At 70.2% G+C, this 18,001-nt stretch carries 13 protein-coding genes and 1 tRNA gene; 4 read left to right on the top strand and 10 right to left on the bottom strand.

Going from position 1 to position 18,001, the window contains the following annotated elements:
- Window positions 1-597: 597 nt before the first annotated feature.
- Both RM423_RS26270 and RM423_RS15575 read left to right on the top strand, forming a co-directional pair.
- The gene (locus RM423_RS26270) at window positions 598-1,026 is read left to right on the top strand and encodes a recombinase family protein (RefSeq protein ID WP_311423963.1); all 429 of its coding nucleotides are present in this window, start codon (window positions 598-600) and stop codon (window positions 1,024-1,026) included.
- Window positions 1,027-1,149: 123 nt separating this feature from the next.
- The gene (locus RM423_RS15575; RefSeq protein ID WP_311423964.1) at window positions 1,150-2,244 is read left to right on the top strand and encodes a recombinase family protein; all 1,095 of its coding nucleotides are present in this window, start codon (window positions 1,150-1,152) and stop codon (window positions 2,242-2,244) included.
- On the opposite strand, the gene RM423_RS15580 is transcribed toward RM423_RS15575, so the two are convergent.
- Window positions 2,209-2,293 (bottom strand) — tRNA-Leu (locus RM423_RS15580). The genes RM423_RS15575 and RM423_RS15580 overlap by 36 nt on opposite strands.
- Before the next feature lie 61 nt (window positions 2,294-2,354).
- Here RM423_RS15580 and RM423_RS15585 point away from each other — a divergent pair.
- Complete coding sequence (locus RM423_RS15585) at window positions 2,355-3,677, top strand: M20/M25/M40 family metallo-hydrolase (RefSeq protein ID WP_311423965.1); 1,323 nt, start codon at window positions 2,355-2,357, stop codon at window positions 3,675-3,677.
- A gap of 24 nt (window positions 3,678-3,701) precedes the next feature.
- Here the strand turns inward: RM423_RS15585 and RM423_RS15590 are convergent, their stop codons facing one another.
- From RM423_RS15590 to RM423_RS15620, 7 genes are all read right to left on the bottom strand, one after another.
- Window positions 3,702-3,929 carry a DUF5703 family protein gene (locus RM423_RS15590; protein WP_311423966.1) on the bottom strand — a complete coding sequence of 76 codons (228 nt, stop codon included), beginning with the start codon at window positions 3,927-3,929 and terminating at the stop codon, window positions 3,702-3,704.
- A 74-nt stretch (window positions 3,930-4,003) separates the two neighbouring features.
- Window positions 4,004-5,389 (bottom strand): ABC transporter substrate-binding protein, encoded by a 1,386-nt coding sequence (locus tag RM423_RS15595; protein ID WP_311423967.1) that lies wholly within the window; start codon window positions 5,387-5,389, stop codon window positions 4,004-4,006.
- Window positions 5,390-5,420: 31 nt separating this feature from the next.
- The gene (locus RM423_RS15600) at window positions 5,421-6,269 is read right to left on the bottom strand and encodes a carbohydrate ABC transporter permease (RefSeq protein ID WP_311423968.1); all 849 of its coding nucleotides are present in this window, start codon (window positions 6,267-6,269) and stop codon (window positions 5,421-5,423) included.
- Complete coding sequence (locus tag RM423_RS15605; RefSeq protein WP_311423969.1) at window positions 6,266-7,126, bottom strand: carbohydrate ABC transporter permease; 861 nt, start codon at window positions 7,124-7,126, stop codon at window positions 6,266-6,268. The genes RM423_RS15600 and RM423_RS15605 overlap by 4 nt, the downstream gene beginning before the upstream one ends.
- A gap of 290 nt (window positions 7,127-7,416) precedes the next feature.
- Window positions 7,417-9,927 carry an ATP-dependent helicase HrpB gene (hrpB, locus tag RM423_RS15610; protein WP_396327741.1) on the bottom strand — a complete coding sequence of 837 codons (2,511 nt, stop codon included), beginning with the start codon at window positions 9,925-9,927 and terminating at the stop codon, window positions 7,417-7,419.
- Between the two features lie 43 nt (window positions 9,928-9,970).
- Window positions 9,971-11,377, bottom strand: a complete 1,407-nt coding sequence (locus RM423_RS15615) for a glucose-6-phosphate dehydrogenase (protein WP_311423971.1) — start codon at window positions 11,375-11,377, stop codon at window positions 9,971-9,973.
- A gap of 74 nt (window positions 11,378-11,451) precedes the next feature.
- Window positions 11,452-13,050 (bottom strand): molybdopterin-dependent oxidoreductase, encoded by a 1,599-nt coding sequence (locus RM423_RS15620; protein ID WP_311423972.1) that lies wholly within the window; start codon window positions 13,048-13,050, stop codon window positions 11,452-11,454.
- 114 nt (window positions 13,051-13,164) lie between these two features.
- Between RM423_RS15620 and RM423_RS15625 the strand changes: the two genes are divergently transcribed.
- Complete coding sequence (locus tag RM423_RS15625) at window positions 13,165-14,943, top strand: LPXTG cell wall anchor domain-containing protein (protein ID WP_311423973.1); 1,779 nt, start codon at window positions 13,165-13,167, stop codon at window positions 14,941-14,943.
- 62 nt (window positions 14,944-15,005) lie between these two features.
- Here the strand turns inward: RM423_RS15625 and RM423_RS15630 are convergent, their stop codons facing one another.
- Together RM423_RS15630 and RM423_RS15635 are read right to left on the bottom strand one after the other, a co-directional pair.
- Complete coding sequence (locus RM423_RS15630; protein WP_311423974.1) at window positions 15,006-16,922, bottom strand: AAA family ATPase; 1,917 nt, start codon at window positions 16,920-16,922, stop codon at window positions 15,006-15,008.
- A gap of 53 nt (window positions 16,923-16,975) precedes the next feature.
- Window positions 16,976-17,944 (bottom strand): aldo/keto reductase, encoded by a 969-nt coding sequence (locus tag RM423_RS15635; protein WP_311423975.1) that lies wholly within the window; start codon window positions 17,942-17,944, stop codon window positions 16,976-16,978.
- Window positions 17,945-18,001 lie beyond the last annotated feature (57 nt).

Consider the following 18,001-nt stretch of genomic DNA (forward strand, 5'->3'; position numbering starts at 1 on the left):
GCCGCAATCGAGACTTACATCGACGCCTGGAACGAACGCTGCCAGCCGTTCACCTGGACCAAGACCGCCGACGAAATCCTCACCAAAGCAACCGGCGGTCAAAGATCATCGTTCACGCGACACTAGGTGTGCCGCCAGCAGGAGCCGACCCCGTGGCGGCCGCTCAACGTTATCCGTTCTCCACAGCGTGGCGAATTAAGTTAGGTAATTGATAAGAAGTTGCGGTCGCGACGGCACTTGAGGTGCTGATTCTCGGAGTTCAGTGACGTCAGATCACCTGAAATACCGGGAGTTGAGCGCCATGTTCCGCGATGAGCTCGATGGCCGCGGGTGTGGTGCCGGAGGCAGACAACTCGCCGATGAGCAGGGGCGGAGCAGAGCGATGCCTGACGACCCACGGCCGGTACGAGTCGTGACTCCTGACGAACCGCCGGCTCTTACGCCTGGTGCCGCCTACGCATTGCTCCGGCTATTGCGCGCTGCGGCTGATCAATGGGTGGATGGACGGGAGGCGGTCGTGCAAGGCGGGTTCGGCCACGCCGGGCGCGACGAGGAGCAGGGGAGGGCAGCCTGCTGCGGTTCGCGTTCTGTGGTCGGGTGTCCACGGAGGACCAGCAGGATCCGGATGCGTCGAGGAACTGGCAGCTCGCGCGCGCCCGGGCCTTGACCGAGCGGCACGGTGAGATCGTCACTGAGTTTTTCGACATCGGGCAGTCGCGGTCGATCCCGTGGAAGCGCCGGCCACGAGCGGCCGAGTTGTTGGGCCAGCTGAAGGATCCTGACCGTGGCTTCGAGGCGGTCGTGATCGGCGAGCCGCAGCGCGCGTTCTACGGCAACCAATACGGCCTCACCTTCCCAGTGTTCGCCCACTACGGCGTGCAGCTGTGGGTGCCCGAGGTCGGCGGACCGATCGACCCGGAGTCCGAAGCCCACGACCTGGTCATGTCGGTGTTCGGCGGAATGAGCAAGGGGGAGCGGACCCGGATCAAGATTCGCGTCCGGGCTGCGATGTCAGCCCAGGCGTAGGTCGAGGGTCGCTACCTGGGTGGCCGGCCGCCCTACGGTTACCGGCTGGCCGACGGCGGCCCGCATCCGCACCCGGCCAAGGCAGCCGACGGCCGGCGACTGCACCGACTCGAACCCGACCCGGTGTCCGCTCCCGTCGTCGCCAGGATCTTCACCGAGTACCTGGCCGGGCGGGGCATGTTCTCGATCGCCGAGGGACTCACCCGAGACGGCATCGCCTCACCATCAGCCCACGACCCGGAGCGCAACCGCCATCGCAGCGGGGCTGCCTGGTCGAAGAGTGCGGTGCGGGTGATCCTGTCCAACCCTCGCTACACCGGCCGGCAAGTTTGGAACAAGCAGCGTAAGGACGAGGTGCTCATCGACGTCGAGGATGTCGCCCTGGGCCATGAGACCAAGATGCGCTGGAACACCCCGGACAAGTGGGTGTGGTCAGCCGACCAGGTACACGATGCCCTCGTCGATACCGAGACCTTCGAGCACGCCCAACAGGTCCTTGCGGCGCACGGCGCCGGCCGCGCCACCCGCGAACGGCACCGCGTCCGCCACCAGTACGCGCTACGCGGCCTGCTGCACTGCGGCTGCTGCACCCGGCGCATGCAGGGCCAGTGGAACCACGACGAGGCCTACTACCGCTGCCGTTATCCCCAGGAGTACGCGCTCGCCAAGACCGTCGAGCATCCCCGCAACGTCTACCTCGCCGAACGCGATGTGCTCCCGGCCCTCGACGATTGGCTCGCTCAAGCTTTCGTCCCGATCCGACTGGCAATCACCGTCGAGCAGCTGTTCGCGTCCCAGCCCGAACGCGTCGCCGATTCGGACGATGGGGCCACTGCGCACACGATCGCCGACTGCGACGCGAAGCTGGCTCGCTACCGCGAGGCACTCGAAGCCGGCGCCGACCCCGCCCTGGTCGCAGCCTGGACCGCCGAGGTCCAGGCCCACAAAGCTCAAGCACTAGCGGCCCGGCGAACGAAGCACGGACAGCCCCGGATGACAAGCGATGAGATCCGAGCCCTGGTCGACACCCTCGGCAACATTGGTGCCATGCTCGCAAACGCTCATCCCGAGGACAAGGCCGAGGTCTACCGCCAACTCGGCACCACGCTGACCTACGAACCGAACAAGCGCCTCGTCCGCGCAGAAGCCGGCATCAGACCCCAACCGTGGGGTTATGGGAAGTGTCCGAGGGGGGACTTGAACCCCCACGCCCAATAAAGGGCACTAGCACCTCAAGCTAGCGCGTCTGCCATTCCGCCACCCGGACGAGTGCGAACGAGAGTCTATCCGACGGCAACGGGCGCTCCACACACTGGTAGGAACTACGTATGACCGCAGCGCCTGGGAGCAACGCTCCGACCACCAAGACCGCGTCCGACGAGGTAGCTGAGCTGCTGTCGGACCTCATCCGGATCAACACCTCGAACCCGACCCACCCCGAGCGGCCAGCCGCGGAGTGGGTGGCTGAGAAGCTCGCGGAGGCGGGCATCGAGTCGACGATCCTCGAATCGGCACCCGGCCGGGCCTCGACCATCGCCCGGGTGCGGGGCAGCAATCCCGACCGCAAGCCGCTGCTCATCCACGGTCATCTCGACGTCGTCCCCGCGGATGCCTCCGAATGGTCGGTGGACCCCTTCGGCGGCGAGATCAAGGACGACTACGTCTGGGGCCGCGGTGCGGTCGACATGAAAGACATGGACGCGATGACGCTGGCGGTCATCCGGGACTGGGCCCGCAACGGCGTCCAGCCCGAGCGCGACATCGTGCTGGCCTTCGTCTCGGACGAGGAGGCCGGCGGCCGGCAGGGCGCGCACTGGCTGGTCGACAATCACCCGGATCTCTTCGCCGACTGCACCGAGGCGATCAGCGAGGTCGGTGGCTTCTCGCTGACCGTCGGCTCGGACCTGCGGCTGTACCTGATCCAGACCGCTGAGAAGGGCATCGGCTGGCTGAAGCTGCGTGCCGAAGCACGGCCGGGTCACGGCTCGATGGTGCATACCGACAACGCGGTCACCGAACTGGCCAAGGCCGTCACCCGGATCGGCGCGCACGAGTTTCCGCTGCACGTCACCCCGACGGTCCGGCAGTTCCTGAGCCGCATCGCCGATGTCACCGGCCTCGATATCGACCCGGAGAACCCCGAGGCCGCGCTGGCGCACCTGGGCGGCATGGCACGGATGATCGGGGCCAGCCTGCGCAACACCGCCAACCCGACCATGCTGCAGGCCGGCTACAAGGCGAACGTGATCCCGTCCAGCGCCGAGGCGACCATCGACACCCGGTTCCTGCCCGGGCACGAGCAGGAACTGTTCGACACCATCGACGAGCTGATCGGGGAGCACGTCACCCGGGAGTTCATCGCACACGACATCGCCGTCGAGACCGACTTCGACGGCGAGCTCGTGGACGCGATGGCGGCCGCCCTGAAGGCGGAGGACCCGCACGGCATTCCGGTGCCCTACCTGATGTCCGGCGGTACCGACGCGAAGTCGTTCTCACAGCTGGGCATCCGCAACTTCGGCTTCTCACCACTGCTGCTGCCACCGGAGCTGGACTTCTCGTCCCTGTTCCACGGCATCGACGAGCGGGTGCCGATCAGCGCCCTGCAGTTCGGCGTACGCACCCTGGACCGATTCCTGCGCAGCTGCTGAACTAACTGCCCGCTGAACTAACTGCTAGGCGCTGAGGCCGGGCATCGGAACCTGCTCGGCCCGGCGCCTGCGGCGCAGCAGCACCTGACGCGAGCCGTCGGTGTATTTGCGGACGCGGGCCAGCTCCCAGCCGCCGTACTCGGCGTGCAACGCGAGACGCACCGCCGCGTTCACCCTCGGGACGTCCGAGGGGATCCGCAGCGGTGCGTACTCCCAGTCCGGGTCTGAGTCCGCCATGTTCTGGATCGGCATCCTCTGATTGTGCTCCTGCGCCCCGCCACCGGCGGCAGCCGGGACCTACTTCGCGTCCCGGCGGCAGCCGGGACCTACTTCACCGCGGCGTTGTACTTGCTGATCAGCGCCTTGGCCTGGGTCGCCGCCTCGTCCAGGGCCGCCTTCGGGTCCTTGTTCGAGGTCAGCACCGACTCGATCGCGTTCTCGACCAGCGCCCGGACCTGCGGCAGCGTGCCGAGCAGGCAGCCCTGGGTCGGAATGCCGGCGGCGCTTGCGGCCAGCTGGTCGATGGCGGTCTTGAACTGCGGCTTCTGCGCCAGCCACTGCTTGTCGACGGGCTCGTTCAGCGCGGCCTTGGACACCGGGAAGTACCCGGTCTGGGTGTGCCACTGGGCGGAGTTCTCCGGCTGCACCAGGAACTTCTCGAACTCCCAGGACGCTCGCTGCTCAGCGGCCGAGTGCCCGGGGCCGTCGATCCACAGCGACGCGCCACCGATGATCGGGCCGCCGGTGTCAGAACTCTGCACCTTCGGAAACGGTGCGGTAGCCACCTCGAACTTGCCGGCAGCGGCCTTGACGTAGCCACCTAGCGCGCCGGTGGACTCCAGGTGCATCGCTACGGTGCCGGACTTGAACGCCGCCTGGGCGTCGTCGGTCTTGCGGCCGGTGTTGGTGGCCAGGCCGTCGGCGACCATTCCCTTCCACCAGGTCAGTACCTTGACCTGCTCCGGGTCATCGAAGGTCACTGCGTCCGCGCGCTTGCTTCGGCCGTTGTCGTTGTTGCAGTACGTCTTGCCCGCCTCAGCCGTCAGCTGCTCGAAGAACCAGCCGTAGATGGCGGCGTTGAACCCGTACTTGGCCGCACCCGAGGACTTGATCTTCTGCGCGGCCGTCCGGATCTCGTCCAGCGTCGTCGGCGGCTTCGCCGGGTCCAGACCTGCCTTGGTGAACGCCGTCTTGTTGATGTAGAGCAACGGGACGGAGGAGTTGAACGGCATCGACTGCAGCTTGCCGCTACGCGAGTAGTAGCCCTTGATGGTCGGCTGCAGGTCGTCCAGGCTCATCTTGTCCACGTCGGCGAAGGACTGCGCGGGGATGATCTGGCCGGAGTCGGTCATGAAGCCGGATCCGACGTCGTACACCTGGATCATGGACGGCGTCTGCTTGGCCTGCACCGCGGCCTTGTACTTGGTCACCGTGTCGTCGTAGCTGCCCTGGAAGGTCGGCTTGACGGTGATCTTGCCCTGGTGGGCGGCGTTGAACTTGGCGACCAGCGCGGTCAGCGCATCGGCGTTGGCGCCCTTCATGGCGTGCCAGAAGTTGACCGTCACCGGGCTGCTGCCCAGCGCGGCGGCACCCGGTGCGGTGCTGGTGCCCGCCCCGTCACTCTTGGAACTGCCGCCACCACAGGCCGCGGTCAACGTCAGAGCGGCCACGACAGCTGTCGTCGACAGCCCGCTCCACAAGCCTCGCTTCATCGATTTGCCTTTCACAGGTAGGTGCATCACGTCAGCGGACCGCACCAGCGGTGAGTCCGCGGATCAGGAACCGCTGGCCGAAGGCGACCAGCAGCGCGGTGGGAATCAGCGCCATGCTGACTCCCGCCAGGATCAGACCCGGGTTGGCCTGCTCGGCGTCGTTGAGGGACGCCAGGCCGATCTGCAAGGTCTGCATGTTGGGTGAGTCCGTGATCAGCAGCGGCCAGAAGAACTGGTTCCACGCCGACAGGAACACGAAGATGCCGACACTGGCCATGGCCGGGCGCGACAGCGGCAGCAGGATCCGGAACAGGAACCGGAAGTGCCCGGCGCCGTCCAGCGTCGCCGCGTCGCGCAGCTCGACCGGGAAGCTGAGGAAGGCCTGCCGCAACAGGAACGTTCCGAAGCCGCCCGCCAGGAACGGCAGCATCAGCGCCAGGTAGTTGTTGCGCAGCTGGTGGTCGGCCATGAACAGGAAGTTCGGGATGATGATGGCTTCCCACGGCACCATCAGGGTGAGCAGGAACAGCGCGAAGAACGCCCGCTTGAACGGCAGCGCCATGAACACGAAGGCGTACGCCGAGAGCACCGCGCAGAAGATCTGCGCCAGCGTGATCACCACTGCCACCAGCGTGGAGTTCAGGTACTGCCGGCCCAGTGGAATGGCGTGGAACACGCCGCGGTAGTTCGACAGCGTCAGGCTGTGCGGAAACAGCGACGGGGGAGCGGAGGCGATGTCTCCGGGACCCATCACGCTGCCGACGACGGTGTAATAGACCGGGAACAGCACCACGACGGCGAGGACGAGCAGGGCCACCACCCGGGCGACCCGTCCGAGTGAGAGGCCCTTCAGGCCGCCGGATTCCTCCCGCACGCTCATCGGTAGAACACCTTTCTCTCCAGGACGCCGAACTGGATGGCGGTCACCACGATGACGACGGCCAGCAGCACGATCGCCTGTGCCGAGCCGGTGCCGTAATCGGAGGCACCGTTCTCGAACGCGGTGTGGTAGATCCAATAGACCAGGGTGGTGGTGTGCCCGGTCGGACCGCCCTTGGTCAGCAGCCGGATCTGGCCGAAGCTCTGCAGTGCCGAGATGGTGTCCACCACGACGAGAAAGAAGAGGCTCGGCGTGATCATCGGCATGGTGATCGACCGTGCGATCCGGAAGGTGCTGGCACCGTCGAGCTTGGCCGCCTCGTACAGCTGCTCGTCCACTCCGCCGACCCCCGCCAGCAGCACCAGCATGTTGTAGCCGACGCTCATCCACACCGTCGTGATCGCGATGCTGATGAGTGCCGTACCCGGGCTGGTCAGCCAGCTCACCGGCGAGAAGCCGAGTGAGGTGACGAGGTAGTTGACGATGCCGATCGCCGGGTTGAACAGCGCCGCGAACACCACCGACGCCGCGGCGACCGAGTACGCGAAGGGCATCGCGAACGCCGAGCGCATGATCCGCAGCCCCCGGATGGGTTGTTGTAGCAACAGCGCCAGTACCAGGGCCAGCAGGATGCTCGGAATGACCGTCAGCAGGACGTAGCCCGCCGTGACTCCGAGAACCTGCCCGAACTCCGGATCCTGCAGCACCGACTTGAAGTTGGCCAGGCCGACCGACCGGTCCGCCCGGCCGAAGAGATCCTGTCCCGTCGTGCTGAGCTGGAAGGTGCGGTACAGCGGCCAAAAGATGAAGAGTCCGAAAACCACCAGCGAGGGAGCCAGCAGGACGAGGCTGAGCACCCTCTCACGGCTGGCACGCTTCTTATGGCTGGTGCGCTGCGGGCTCGCATCCGAGCGCACCGTTTCGCGACGTGCACTGAGCCGTGTCGTCTGAATTCCGCTTGCCAATCTGCCCCCACTAGCGCTGGCGGATCGTCGGCGAGCGACCCGAGAAGTGAAACGTAACCGAAACAAGGTGAATGGGACGCTAACCCGAGCCGTCCGTTACCGGTCCGAAGCACGGCAGCTGTCTTTACGGACCCGTGCCGTGCTTTCCGGACCCGTGCCATGCTTTCCGGCCGATCGAACATTCAGCTCTTCGGCCACGGATGGCGGGTCGGCTGGGCGCGCAGCGGATCCTCCGGCCACGGATGGCGCGGATAGCGGCCCCGCAGTTCAGCCCGCACCTGGGCGTAGCCGCCCCGCGTCCAGAACGAGGCCAGGTCGGCGGTCACGGCGACCGGCCGCCCCGCTGGTGAGAGCAGTCGCAGCACCACCGGCGCCCGGCCGTCCGCGAGCCTCGGAGTCACCAGCCAGCCGAAGACCTCCTGCAGTTTGACGGCCAGGTACGCCGCGCCGTCCTCGTACTGGACGCGGATGCGCGACCCGGACGGCACCTCCAGCCGCTCCGGCGCCAGCTCGTCCAGACGCGCGGCGGCCGGCCAGGGCAGCAGCCGGCGCAGGGCCCGGCCGGCGTCGATCCGCTCCAGGTCCGGCCGCCGGCGCACCGTTCCGAGGTCCGGTCCGAGCCAGCTTTCGAGCCCGGCCAGCAGCGCCTCGTCGCTGACGTCCGGCCACGGGCTCCCGAGCAGGGCGTGGCAGAACGCCAGCCGGGACCGCAACTGGACCGCGTCGGCCGACCACCTCAGCACACCGAGGCCGGACAGCCGCAAACCCTCGCGCACCGCTTCCACTACCGCTGCCGGGTCGGGATCGGGCAGCGGCCGCTCGGTCAACGGAATCGCACCGAGCCGGTCCACCCGCCGCAGCCGCAGGTCGCCGGCGACCCAGCCGATCTCGTCCACCGTCCGTAGCAGCGAGGCGCCGGCCGCACGAGCCGTGCCGGCATCTATCGCGACCGCCAACCGCACCCGCGCCACCGCCCGTCCGGCGGGCCGGTCCGCCACCGCGACGGCGATCCACTCCGACCCGCTCAGCGCCGACCCGGCGGCCAGCTCCGCGCCGGTACCGCCGGCCATCAGGTAGTCCGCACTGCCCGGAACGCGGACCCGCGCCAGCCGCTCGGGAAAGGCCAGCCCGGTCACCAGGCCCGCGGTGAGATCGTCGGCAAGCCGCCGGGGCCTGCTCGGGGACGCGACCCCGCGACTCAACCGGCGGACCTCGTCCCGCCACCGGTCCGTTCCACCGGGGCGGGCGCCGGCTCGCAGGCTCCGCCACAGTGCTACCAGGTCGTCCGAGCCGGCGGCGGAGTCCTCCGACAGCATCGCCACCACCTCGGCGGCCCGGTCCACCCCGACCACCGCCGAGCCGTCCAGCAACGCGCGGGCCAGCCGAGGATGGGCGCCGATGGCGGCGAGCTCGCGCCCCCGGGAGGTGATCCGGCCGGTGCCATCGACCGCGCCCAGCGCCCGCAGGGTCTCTTCAGCGACGTCCAGCGCGGCGGGCGGCGGCCGATCCAGCAGCGCCAGGCCGTCCCCGCGCGGCTGGCCCCAGGCCGACACCGCGAGCGCGAACCCGGTCAGGTCGGCGACGGCGATCTCGGGCTCGGCGTGCTCGGCCAGGTGGGCGTGCTCGGTCTCGGACCAGCAGCGATAAACCACCCCCGGGCCCTGCCGCCCGGCGCGTCCGGCCCGCTGCTCGGCCGCCGCCCGCGACACCCGCGTGGTGATCAGGGTGCTCAAACCCCGGCTGTGGTCCGTCCGGGGCTCCCGGGACAGGCCGGCGTCGACGACGATGCGGACCCCGGGCACGGTGAGGCTGGTCTCGGCGAGCGCGGTGCTGAGGACGATCCGGCGCTGGCCGGAGGGCCGCAGCGCCCGGTCCTGCTCGGCCGCGGACTGCCGTCCGAAGAGGCTGAGCACCGGGACGGCCGAGCCCAGCCGGCGCGCCACGCTCTCGATCTCGCGCTCACCCGGCAGGAACACCAGGACGTCGCCGGGGCCGCTGTCCACCGCGCGGCGGACGGTGCCGGCCACCGCGTCGAGAAACTCCGGATTGACCCGGGCATCGCGCAGCAGCGGCAGGCCGCCCGGCACCCACCGGACCTCGACCGGATGCCGGCGCACCCGGGCCTCGACGACCGGGGCGGCGCCACCACCGCTACCGGCGCCGCTACCGCCGAGGGTCAGCGCCAGCCGGCCGGTGTCGGGCGTCGCCGAGGTCGCGACCAGGGTCAGGTCCTCGCGCAGGGTTGCCCGCGCGTCCAGGCAGAACGCCAACGCGAGGTCGGAGTCCAGGTGCCGCTCGTGGCACTCGTCGATCAGCACCGCGCGGACGCCGGGCAGCTCCGGATCGCGTTGCAGCCGCTGTACCAGCAGGCCGGTCGTGACGACCTCGACCCGGCAGTCCGGGCCGACGACGCGCTCACCGCGAATGGCGTAGCCCACCCGCTCACCGAGCGGCTCGCCCAGCAGCGCCGCCATCCGGCGCGCGGCCGCCCGGGTGGCGATGCGGCGAGGCTCGGCGACCAGCACCCGTCCCGGGCCCAGATCGGCCATCGCGAGCGGCAGCAGTGAGGTCTTGCCGGCTCCGGGCGGGGCGACCAGGACGCCGGTGCCGGCCGCCGCGCTGGCGTCCAGAAAGCGGTCGAGCACGGCGCGCACCGGCAGGTCCGCGCCCGGTACCGACGGCTCGGGAAGCAGCCGCGCGGAGGTCAACGGCGGCTCGCGGGTTTCGGCACGGCGGTCACTGGCCCAGCAGCCAGCCGTCCGGCGCCGCCAGCTTCTTCGCCGCGGCAGGCCCCCAGGAGCCGGGCTGGTACGTCTTGAGCCGCGGGCGCGTCGAGAGCAGCGGGTCGGCGGCCTTCCAGACGTGCGCCAGGCCGTCGGGCCGGGTCACCAGTGACCGGTCGCCGGTCAGCACGTCGTGGATCAGCCGGACATAGGGAGGTAGCGGCTCCTCCGCCGCCACCTCCGAGATCGGCACCCGGGCGCTCGCGACCCCTAGCTTCAACCCGACCCCGGGCGCCTTGGCCACCATCCGCAGATCGATCTCGCCACTTCCGTCCAGAGCGAAGCGGAGCACATTGCCGTCGGGCGGCAGGTCGCCGAACGGCCCGACCGGATCCCGCAGGATGAGGCTGACCGTCTGGCGGGTCTCCGCCAGCCGCTTGCCGGTGCGCAGCAGGAACGGCACGCCCCGCCAGCGAGGCGTATTGACCCACAGCCGGGCCGCAACGTAGGTGTCGGTCTTCGAACCCCGCGCGATCCCGTCGAGGTCGCGGTAGCCGGCGAACTGGCCGAGCACCACCTCGTCCGGATCGAGCGGACGGAACTTGGCGATGATCGACTCGCGGGCCGCCTGCAGGTCGGCCGGCTCCAGGCTGGCCGGCGGTTCCATCGCGACCTCGGCGGCGACCTGGAACAGGTGGGTGACCAGCATGTCCAGCACCGCGCCGGTGTGGTCGTAGAAGTCGGTCCGGTCGGCGACGTCCAGGGTTTCGGGGCAGTCGATCTGCACGGCGCGGACGTGGTCGCGGTTCCACATGCCCTCGAAGACCCGGTTGGCGAAGCGCAGGACGTGCAGGTCCTGGGTGGCTTCCTTACCGAGGAAGTGGTCGATGCGGTACACCTGCGACTCGTCCAGCACCTGGTGCACGGCCCGGTCGAGCTGGCGGAAGCTCTTGCGCGAGGTGCCGAACGGCTTCTCGTAGACCACCCGGGCGTTCTCTGCGAGGCCGTGCTTGCCGATGCTGTCGGTCAGGTCGATGAACGCCTGCGGCGGTACCGCCAGGTAGTGGATCAGCTGCGCGTCCTCGCCGAGGTCCTGCCGCGCCTGGCGCACCGCCTCGATCAGCGGGCCGCCGTCGTCGTTGGCGAAGTCACCACCGGCGAAGCGCAGCTTCTTGCGGAACTGGCCCCAGGTGCGGTTGTCCGGCTTCGGCCCGAACTGCTCGAGCGACCGGTGGACGTGGCCGACGAAATCCTCGTGGGCCACGTCGCCACGACCGCTGCCGATGAGGCGCCAGTCCTCGGGCAGCAGACCCTGCTCGGCCAGGGTGTAGAAGGCGGGCAGCACCATGCGCCTGGCCAGGTCGCCGGTCGCGCCGTACAGCACGAAGATCGCAGGAGTCGGACGTCGAGCGGTTGCCATCGCGAGACCCACTTCAGTAGCACGGACCGATAGCGGCCGTTCAGGCCACCGTTCTCCACGTTAGCGCCGGTTGATCATCGCGCCCGGACTGTCACCTCGTGCAAGCCGGTGGCGCCCGCCGGGAAGGGGCGCGCGACGGCTTCGGACTGCGGCCGGCCCCCGGCGTCGAAGGCCCGCACCCGCAGCCGGTGGGCGCCGCGCGAGGTGGGCGTCCAGAGGTAGACCCACTGGCGCCAGGTGTCGGTCGAGGGAACGGGAGCCAGCACGGCCTGCTGCCAGGCACCGCCGTCCACCTGGACCTCGACCCGGGACACGCCGACGTGCTGGTCCCACGCGACCCCCGCGACCGGAACCTGCGAGCCCACCGCGACGAAGCCCGAGGACGTCGGCCGATCGATCCGCGAGGACAGCAGGACCGGACCGCGCGCCGCCCAGCCGCCGCGCACCCAGTACGCCTGGTGCGCGGCGAAGGTGGTGGCCTCCAGGTCGACGATCCACTTGCAGGCCGAGACGTAGCCGTACAGCCCCGGAACCACCATGCGGACCGGGAACCCGTGCTCGGTGGGCAGTGGCGCGCCATTCATGCCGACTGCCAGCATCGCGTCGCGGCCGTCCATCACGACCGCGGTGGGGGAGCCGATGGTCATGCCGTCGGCCGACACCGCCAGCAACTGGTCCGCGCCAGGACGCACACCGGCCTCGCGGAGCACGTCGGCGAGCAGCACGCCCCGGAACTTGGCCGTGCTGATGAGCGAGCCGCCGACCTCGTTGGACACGCAGGCGAGCGTGACCCAGCGCTCGACGAGCGGCCGGGCGAGCAGGTCGGCGTAGCTCAGCGTCAGTTCGCGGTCAACCAGGCCGTGGATGCGCAGCTGCCAGGTGTCCGGGTCGACCTGCGGAACGGAGAGCGCGGTGTCGATCCGGTAGAACTTCGCCGCCGGGGTCAGGAACGGCACGCCGCTCTTGCCGAGGTCGAAGGCCGCTTCGTTGGCCGCTGCGCTGTTCGCGACGGCGCCGGCGCTGGAGACGGGCTCCGGCAGCCGGATCGCCGCCCGCGCCGCCGAGGCGTTGTAGCGGGTGCGCTGCAGCGCCCGGCCCCCGAAGCCGCCGATCACCGCGAATGCCGCCGCCCCCACCCCACCGCGCAGGAACTGCCGCCGGTTGGCCACCAGCGTGGCCGGTCGGGTCGCCGCGTCTAAACCGGCACCGGTGCCGGTGCCGGTGACGGAACCGGTGCCGGTGACGGCACGCACGAGCGCCGTCAGCGCGGTCATCCCGGCCAGCGTCCCGAACACCGAGGGAACCACGTCCGTGCCCTGGTGGCCGTTCGCGGTGAGCGCGCAGTAACAGCCGACAGCACCGAGGACGGCCACCCCGAACAGCCCGAGCGCGAGCCGGCGCACCGCTGCCACACCGATCAGGACGGCCAGCACCGCGACCGCGAGGTAGATGCCGGTGAGCAGCACCCGCTTGTCGTCGGTGCCGAACTCGCGGATGGCCCAGAGCTTGACCGGCTCCGGAGTGAGGGTGATCAGGCGGTTTCCGATCGCGATCACCGGCGAGGCCACCGGCCGGACCAGGGACGCGACGAGCTCGCCGGCGCCCACCGCGACGGCTGCCGACAGGATGCCGACCAGCCCGCTCAACGCCAGTCTTCGGGTGTGGAGGTTCACGACACCATGATGACCCGCCTAGCCTTGAACGGCGCGTCGCTTAACAAGGAGTTGATACTTGGCGACTATTTGGCTAAAGTGCCTCGACTACCCACTCCTAAGAAAACGGGGACCATGGCCCACATCACCCGGCTCGTCGGCGCGTCAGCCGCCGGTCTACTCCTGCTCGGCGCCAGCGTGACGCTGGCTACCGGAGCAGGCGCGGCTACGCCCGCTCCGCTGACCGGTTCGGCCCCCGCGTACGCGCATGGACCCGCCCAGATCACCTTCAGCTACAGCATCACGCTCGCTGACCCGCTCACCTCGGCCGTGCTGACCACCCACCAGGACGCGGCGCTGCCTGCCGACCTGGCCGGCGTGCAGGTCGACGGCGTCGCGGTGCCCCCGACGCAGGTCAGCCGTCCGGACTCGGTGGACATCGCCATCCGGACCGGCGCCCTGCCCACCGACGTCCTCGCCGCCGGAGCCCACACCATCACGTTTCTGGCCACCGTGGGCACCGGAGCCGGGGCGGCCACCTCGTCCAGCGCGACGCTGACCGGTGTCCAGGGCGTCGACCCGTTCACTGAAACCTCGCCGCCGGTCGCGGTCCAGGTCAACCAGCCCGACATCGCCGTCGTCCGCACCCCGGACAGCGGCGAGGACCAGACCGGCATCGCGGGCACCGGCCAGGACCTGTACATGGGCGTCGACATCAGCAATGCCGGCTACGGCACACCGACCACGTCCATGGAGATCGACCTGCCCGTGGGCCTGGTGATCGGTCGGGAGGGCGTCAGCCGCGACTTCGACGGCTCGCCGCTGGACTGCTCGGCAGACCCGACCCAGCCCCAGCACATCCTCTGCCAGCTCGGCACGCTGAGCCACGCCGTCAGTGGAGCCGACTCGACCATCGTCATCGACCTGACCACCACCGACAGCCCGCCGGTGGGCACGACGGCTCCGATCACGGTGTCGGCCGCTCCGGACGCGGGTCAGGGCACTGACGACAACCCCGCCAACAACTCCGTCACGGCGCACATCCGGTTCACCGGCAGCGCGGCGCTGAGCTACACCGTCACGCCTGCCACCACCACGGTGCCGCTCGGCGGCAAGACCACCGTCAAGCTGACCGTCCACAACAGTGGTCCGCAGGCGGCCACAGGCGCGGTCGGCTTTGTGATGACGGCCGGTGACAGCTTCGAGATCACCGACTTCACCGGTAACACCAAGCCGCCGGCCGGCTATGTCGGTGGCATCGGCTCAGCCGGCGGAAGCGGCTATGTCGCCATGGGCAAGTCCTCGTCGGCTGCCGGCAAGTCCCACCCGCTGGGCTGGGGAAGCACGACCTCCGGTCTCGCCACTGCCCACGCCGCCACTGCTCACGCCGCCACTGCCCCGGGCGCCGTGGACTCGGGGACGGGTGACGCCCGGCCGTGGTTCCTCGGCGACATCCCGTCGGGACAGTCGGCGAGCGCGGTGCTGACGTTGAAGGCCGTGAAGCTCGGTACGGCGCAGGCGCAGCTCCTGGCCTTCTCCGAGGCCGGGGACCCGAACTGCCGGGACATGTTGTGTGACCCCACCACGGCCGACATCGAAGCGGTCGCCGTCACCGCGCCGGTGCTGCCGCCGGTTCAGCCGACGCCGAGCACGCTTCCGCCGGTGTCCACAGTGCCGGTCTCGACGGTGCCGGTGTCCACAGTGCCGGTCTCGACGGTGCCGGTGTCCACAGTGCCGGTCTCGACGGTGCCGGTCGCCGCCGTCACGCTCGGCGGTGGAGCGCAGCCGGTGCTCGCCAACACCGGTGCCAGCTCCACCCCCGCGCTTGGTCTGGGAGGTGCGCTGCTGATCGGTGGCGCCACGCTGGTCTTCTTCACCCGCCGCCGCACCGCCGCGGACGTGACCACGCGCTAGCCGCAGAACCGGGCTGAGCCCGCCGGCAAGAACCGCGGTGCTCCGCCGGGCACCGACGAACGTCAGCTCGCCGCCGCCCGCAGGGCGGCGGCGAGTGTCGTTCCGCGGGGCTTCGCGCCGATGTCGCGAACCGCGCGCAACAATGCCGGCCCCGATCCGTGCACCACCGACAGGTGCCGCTGCGCCCTGGTCAGCGCGGTGTAGACCAGCGGCCGGGACAGCATCCGGCCCGCCTCCGGGGGCAGCACCACGATGACGCCGGGGAACTCCGACCCCTGCGCCCGGTGCACGGTGATCGCCCAGCCGTGACTGATGTCGGCCAGCGTCTTGCCGCTCACCTCGGCGGGGCCGGAGCCGAAGTCGATCGTCACCACCTTGCCGACCACCTTCGTCACGGTGCCGACCTCACCGTTGGCGAACCCGGTCGGCGTCGCCTCCAGGTGGTTGGCGGTGGCCACCACCCGGTCGCCCGGGTCGAAGCGTCCGGCGCTCTTCTTGAACGGCGACGGGTTGAGCCGCGCCTTCAGTGCCGCGTTCAGCTCGATGGTGCCGGCGGGGCCGCGGTGGACGGGAGTCACCACCTGGATCTGGTCCACCGCGATGCCCAGCGCCCGCGGGATGGAGTCGGTCATCAGCTGCACGACCCGGTGGGCGCAGTCGGCGGAGCCGCGGGCCGGCACCACCACGACCTCGCGCTCCGGCGAGTCGATGGCGGGCAGCTCACCACCTCGGACGGCGGTGGCCAAGGTGGCGATGGACCCGCCGGCGTCCTGCCGGTACAGCGTCCGCAGCTCGACCACCGGCACCGTTGCCGAGGCGATGAGATCGGCCAGCACCTGCCCCGGCCCGATCGAGGGCAGCTGCGCGGAGTCGCCCACGATGAGCAGGTGGGTGCCGTCGGCGCACGCACGCAGCAGCGACGCGGCGAGTTCGACGTCGAGCATCGACGCCTCGTCGACCACGACCAGATCCTCGTCCAGCGGCCACTCCTGGCCTCTGGCAAAGCCGGCCGTGAAGTCCACCTCACCGTTGTCCCCGGAGGACCGCGGCTGTACCCCGAGCAGCCGGTGAATCGTCATCGCCTCGGCGTCACACAGCTCCGCGAGCCGCTTGGCGGCCCGCCCGGTCGGTGCGGCCAGGGCTACCGACTTGCCGGCCCGCTCCGCCTCGCGGACCACGGTGGCGATCGTCCGGCTCTTGCCCGTGCCGGGGCCGCCGGTCAGCACACTGACCCCGTGCAGCAGCGCGTTGTCGACCGCGGAGCGCTGCACCGCGTCCAGGCCCTCCGGATCCGTGGCGGCGGACGGCTTGCGGGCCCGCTTCGCGGTGCCGATCGGCTTCGCGGCACCGATCGGCTTCGCAGACGTGACGAGCCGGTGGATGGACCGGGCGATCTCGTGCTCGGCGCCGCAGTATCGGGCCAGCCCCACCAGCTCACCCGAGTCAGGCTCGACCGACACCGCCTGCACGTCTTCGCCCGCGCACGCGTCGGAGATCGCCCGCTCCGGGTTGGCCACCCGGTACAGCTCCAGTTCGGTGCTCACCAGCTCGACCGGCAGGACGGTGTGCCCGTCCCTGGCCGCCTGGGCGAGCACGTAGCCGACCAGGGCTCGTGAGCGGCGGGCATCGGACTGCTGCACACCCGGGATCGCGACCTTGGCGAGGGCGTCCGCATCGGCCACCTCGACGCCCGGCAGCTGCAGCAGCCGCCACGGGTCATCGCGCAGCAGCCGGTGGGCACCGGGGCCGAAGACGTCGACAGCGCGGCCGGCAAGGCGGGCCGGCAGCCCGGCGCCGAGCAGCAGCGCCACCAGGTCATAGGCCGGCTGGGCGGCGATGAAGGTGGAGAACAGCCTGCCCGCGCGCAGCTGACCGACCTTCGGCAAGCCGGCCAGGGCGCTGGCCGAGACGTCCTCCGGCGTGCGGATGCCGGCCTCCGCCAGCTCGCCGGCCAGCGTGCTGCCCAGTCCCTGCCACAAGCCGGCCGAACAGAAAGCCGCGAAAACCCGCTCGTCGGACCGGTCAGCCCCAGTCAGCGGACTTCCTCGGGATAGCCGAGGTAGGGCGACGATACGTCGTCCAGGGCGAGTTGGATCTCCAGCGGCAGCTCCACGGCCAGCGACTGGACCGCGGCTGTCAGCTGGCCCAGGGTGCGGGCGCCCACGATCGGGGCCGCCACTCCGGGGCGGTTGCGCAGCCAGGCCAGGGCCACTGTGATCGGTGAGGTGGCAAGGCCGTCCGCAGCCGTCGCCACGGCTTCGACGATGCCGACCTGTCGGGCGTCGGCGTAACTGGACATGCTCCGTCCCTGAGCAGCGCCGCGGGAGTCGGCCGGGATGCCGTGGCGGTACTTGCCGGTGAGGACGCCGCCGGCCAGTGGCGAGTACGGCAGGATGCCGAGCCCCAGTTCCGCGCACGCCGGCACGACCTCGCGCTCGATGCCGCGGTCCAGCAGCGAGTAGCGCACCTGGTTGGAGACCAGCGGAGCGCGGCCGGGCACGGCCCGCTGCCAGGTGGCGGCCTGCGCGGTCCGCCAGCCGGAGTAGTTGGACACGCCGATGTAGCGCACCTTGCCCGAGCTCACCGCATAGTCCAGGGCTCCCAGGACCTCGTCGGCGGCGACCGTCGGATCGGGGGTGTGCACCTGCCACAGGTCGAGGTAGTCCACGCCGAGGTTGACCAGGGATTCGTCCAGCCTGCGCAGCAGCGCGCCGCGGGAGGCGTCCACCCAGCGCTCGTCACCCCGCCGGGTGATGCCGGCCTTGGACGCCAGGATCAGCTCGGAGCGGGGGACCACATCGGCGATCAGCGCGCCCAGGATGCGTTCGGACTCATCGAGCGAGTAAGACCCGGCGGTGTCGACGAACGTCCCACCGGCGTCGTGGAAAGCCACCAGGATCGCAGCGGCCTCGTCGGGATCGGTGCCGTTACCCCAGGTTGCCGTACCCAGTCCCAGCCCGGACACCTTCAGTCCGCTACGCCCCAACGCTCGCTCTTCCACACCGCAAAACCTAGTGCAAGCGCGCCGCCCGGCGGGTTACTGGCGAGTCGGTATCGT

It is taken from the genome of Jatrophihabitans lederbergiae, assembly GCF_031845305.1.
Taxonomy (GTDB): domain Bacteria; phylum Actinomycetota; class Actinomycetes; order Mycobacteriales; family Jatrophihabitantaceae; genus Jatrophihabitans_A; species Jatrophihabitans_A lederbergiae.

What these genes read in the sequence shown, in the direction of transcription:
- RM423_RS15615 (WP_311423971.1), bottom strand. Translation starts at nt 11,377, where the DNA reads ATGGCAACCGCTCGACGTCCGACTCCTGCGATCTTCGTGCTGTACGGC.
- RM423_RS15625 (WP_311423973.1), top strand. Translation starts at nt 13,165, where the DNA reads ATGGCCCACATCACCCGGCTCGTCGGCGCGTCAGCCGCCGGTCTACTC.
- RM423_RS15590 (WP_311423966.1), bottom strand. Translation starts at nt 3,929, where the DNA reads ATGCCGATCCAGAACATGGCGGACTCAGACCCGGACTGGGAGTACGCA.
- RM423_RS15595 (WP_311423967.1), bottom strand. Translation starts at nt 5,389, where the DNA reads ATGAAGCGAGGCTTGTGGAGCGGGCTGTCGACGACAGCTGTCGTGGCC.
- RM423_RS15585 (WP_311423965.1), top strand. Translation starts at nt 2,355, where the DNA reads ATGACCGCAGCGCCTGGGAGCAACGCTCCGACCACCAAGACCGCGTCC.
- RM423_RS15600 (WP_311423968.1), bottom strand. Translation starts at nt 6,269, where the DNA reads ATGAGCGTGCGGGAGGAATCCGGCGGCCTGAAGGGCCTCTCACTCGGA.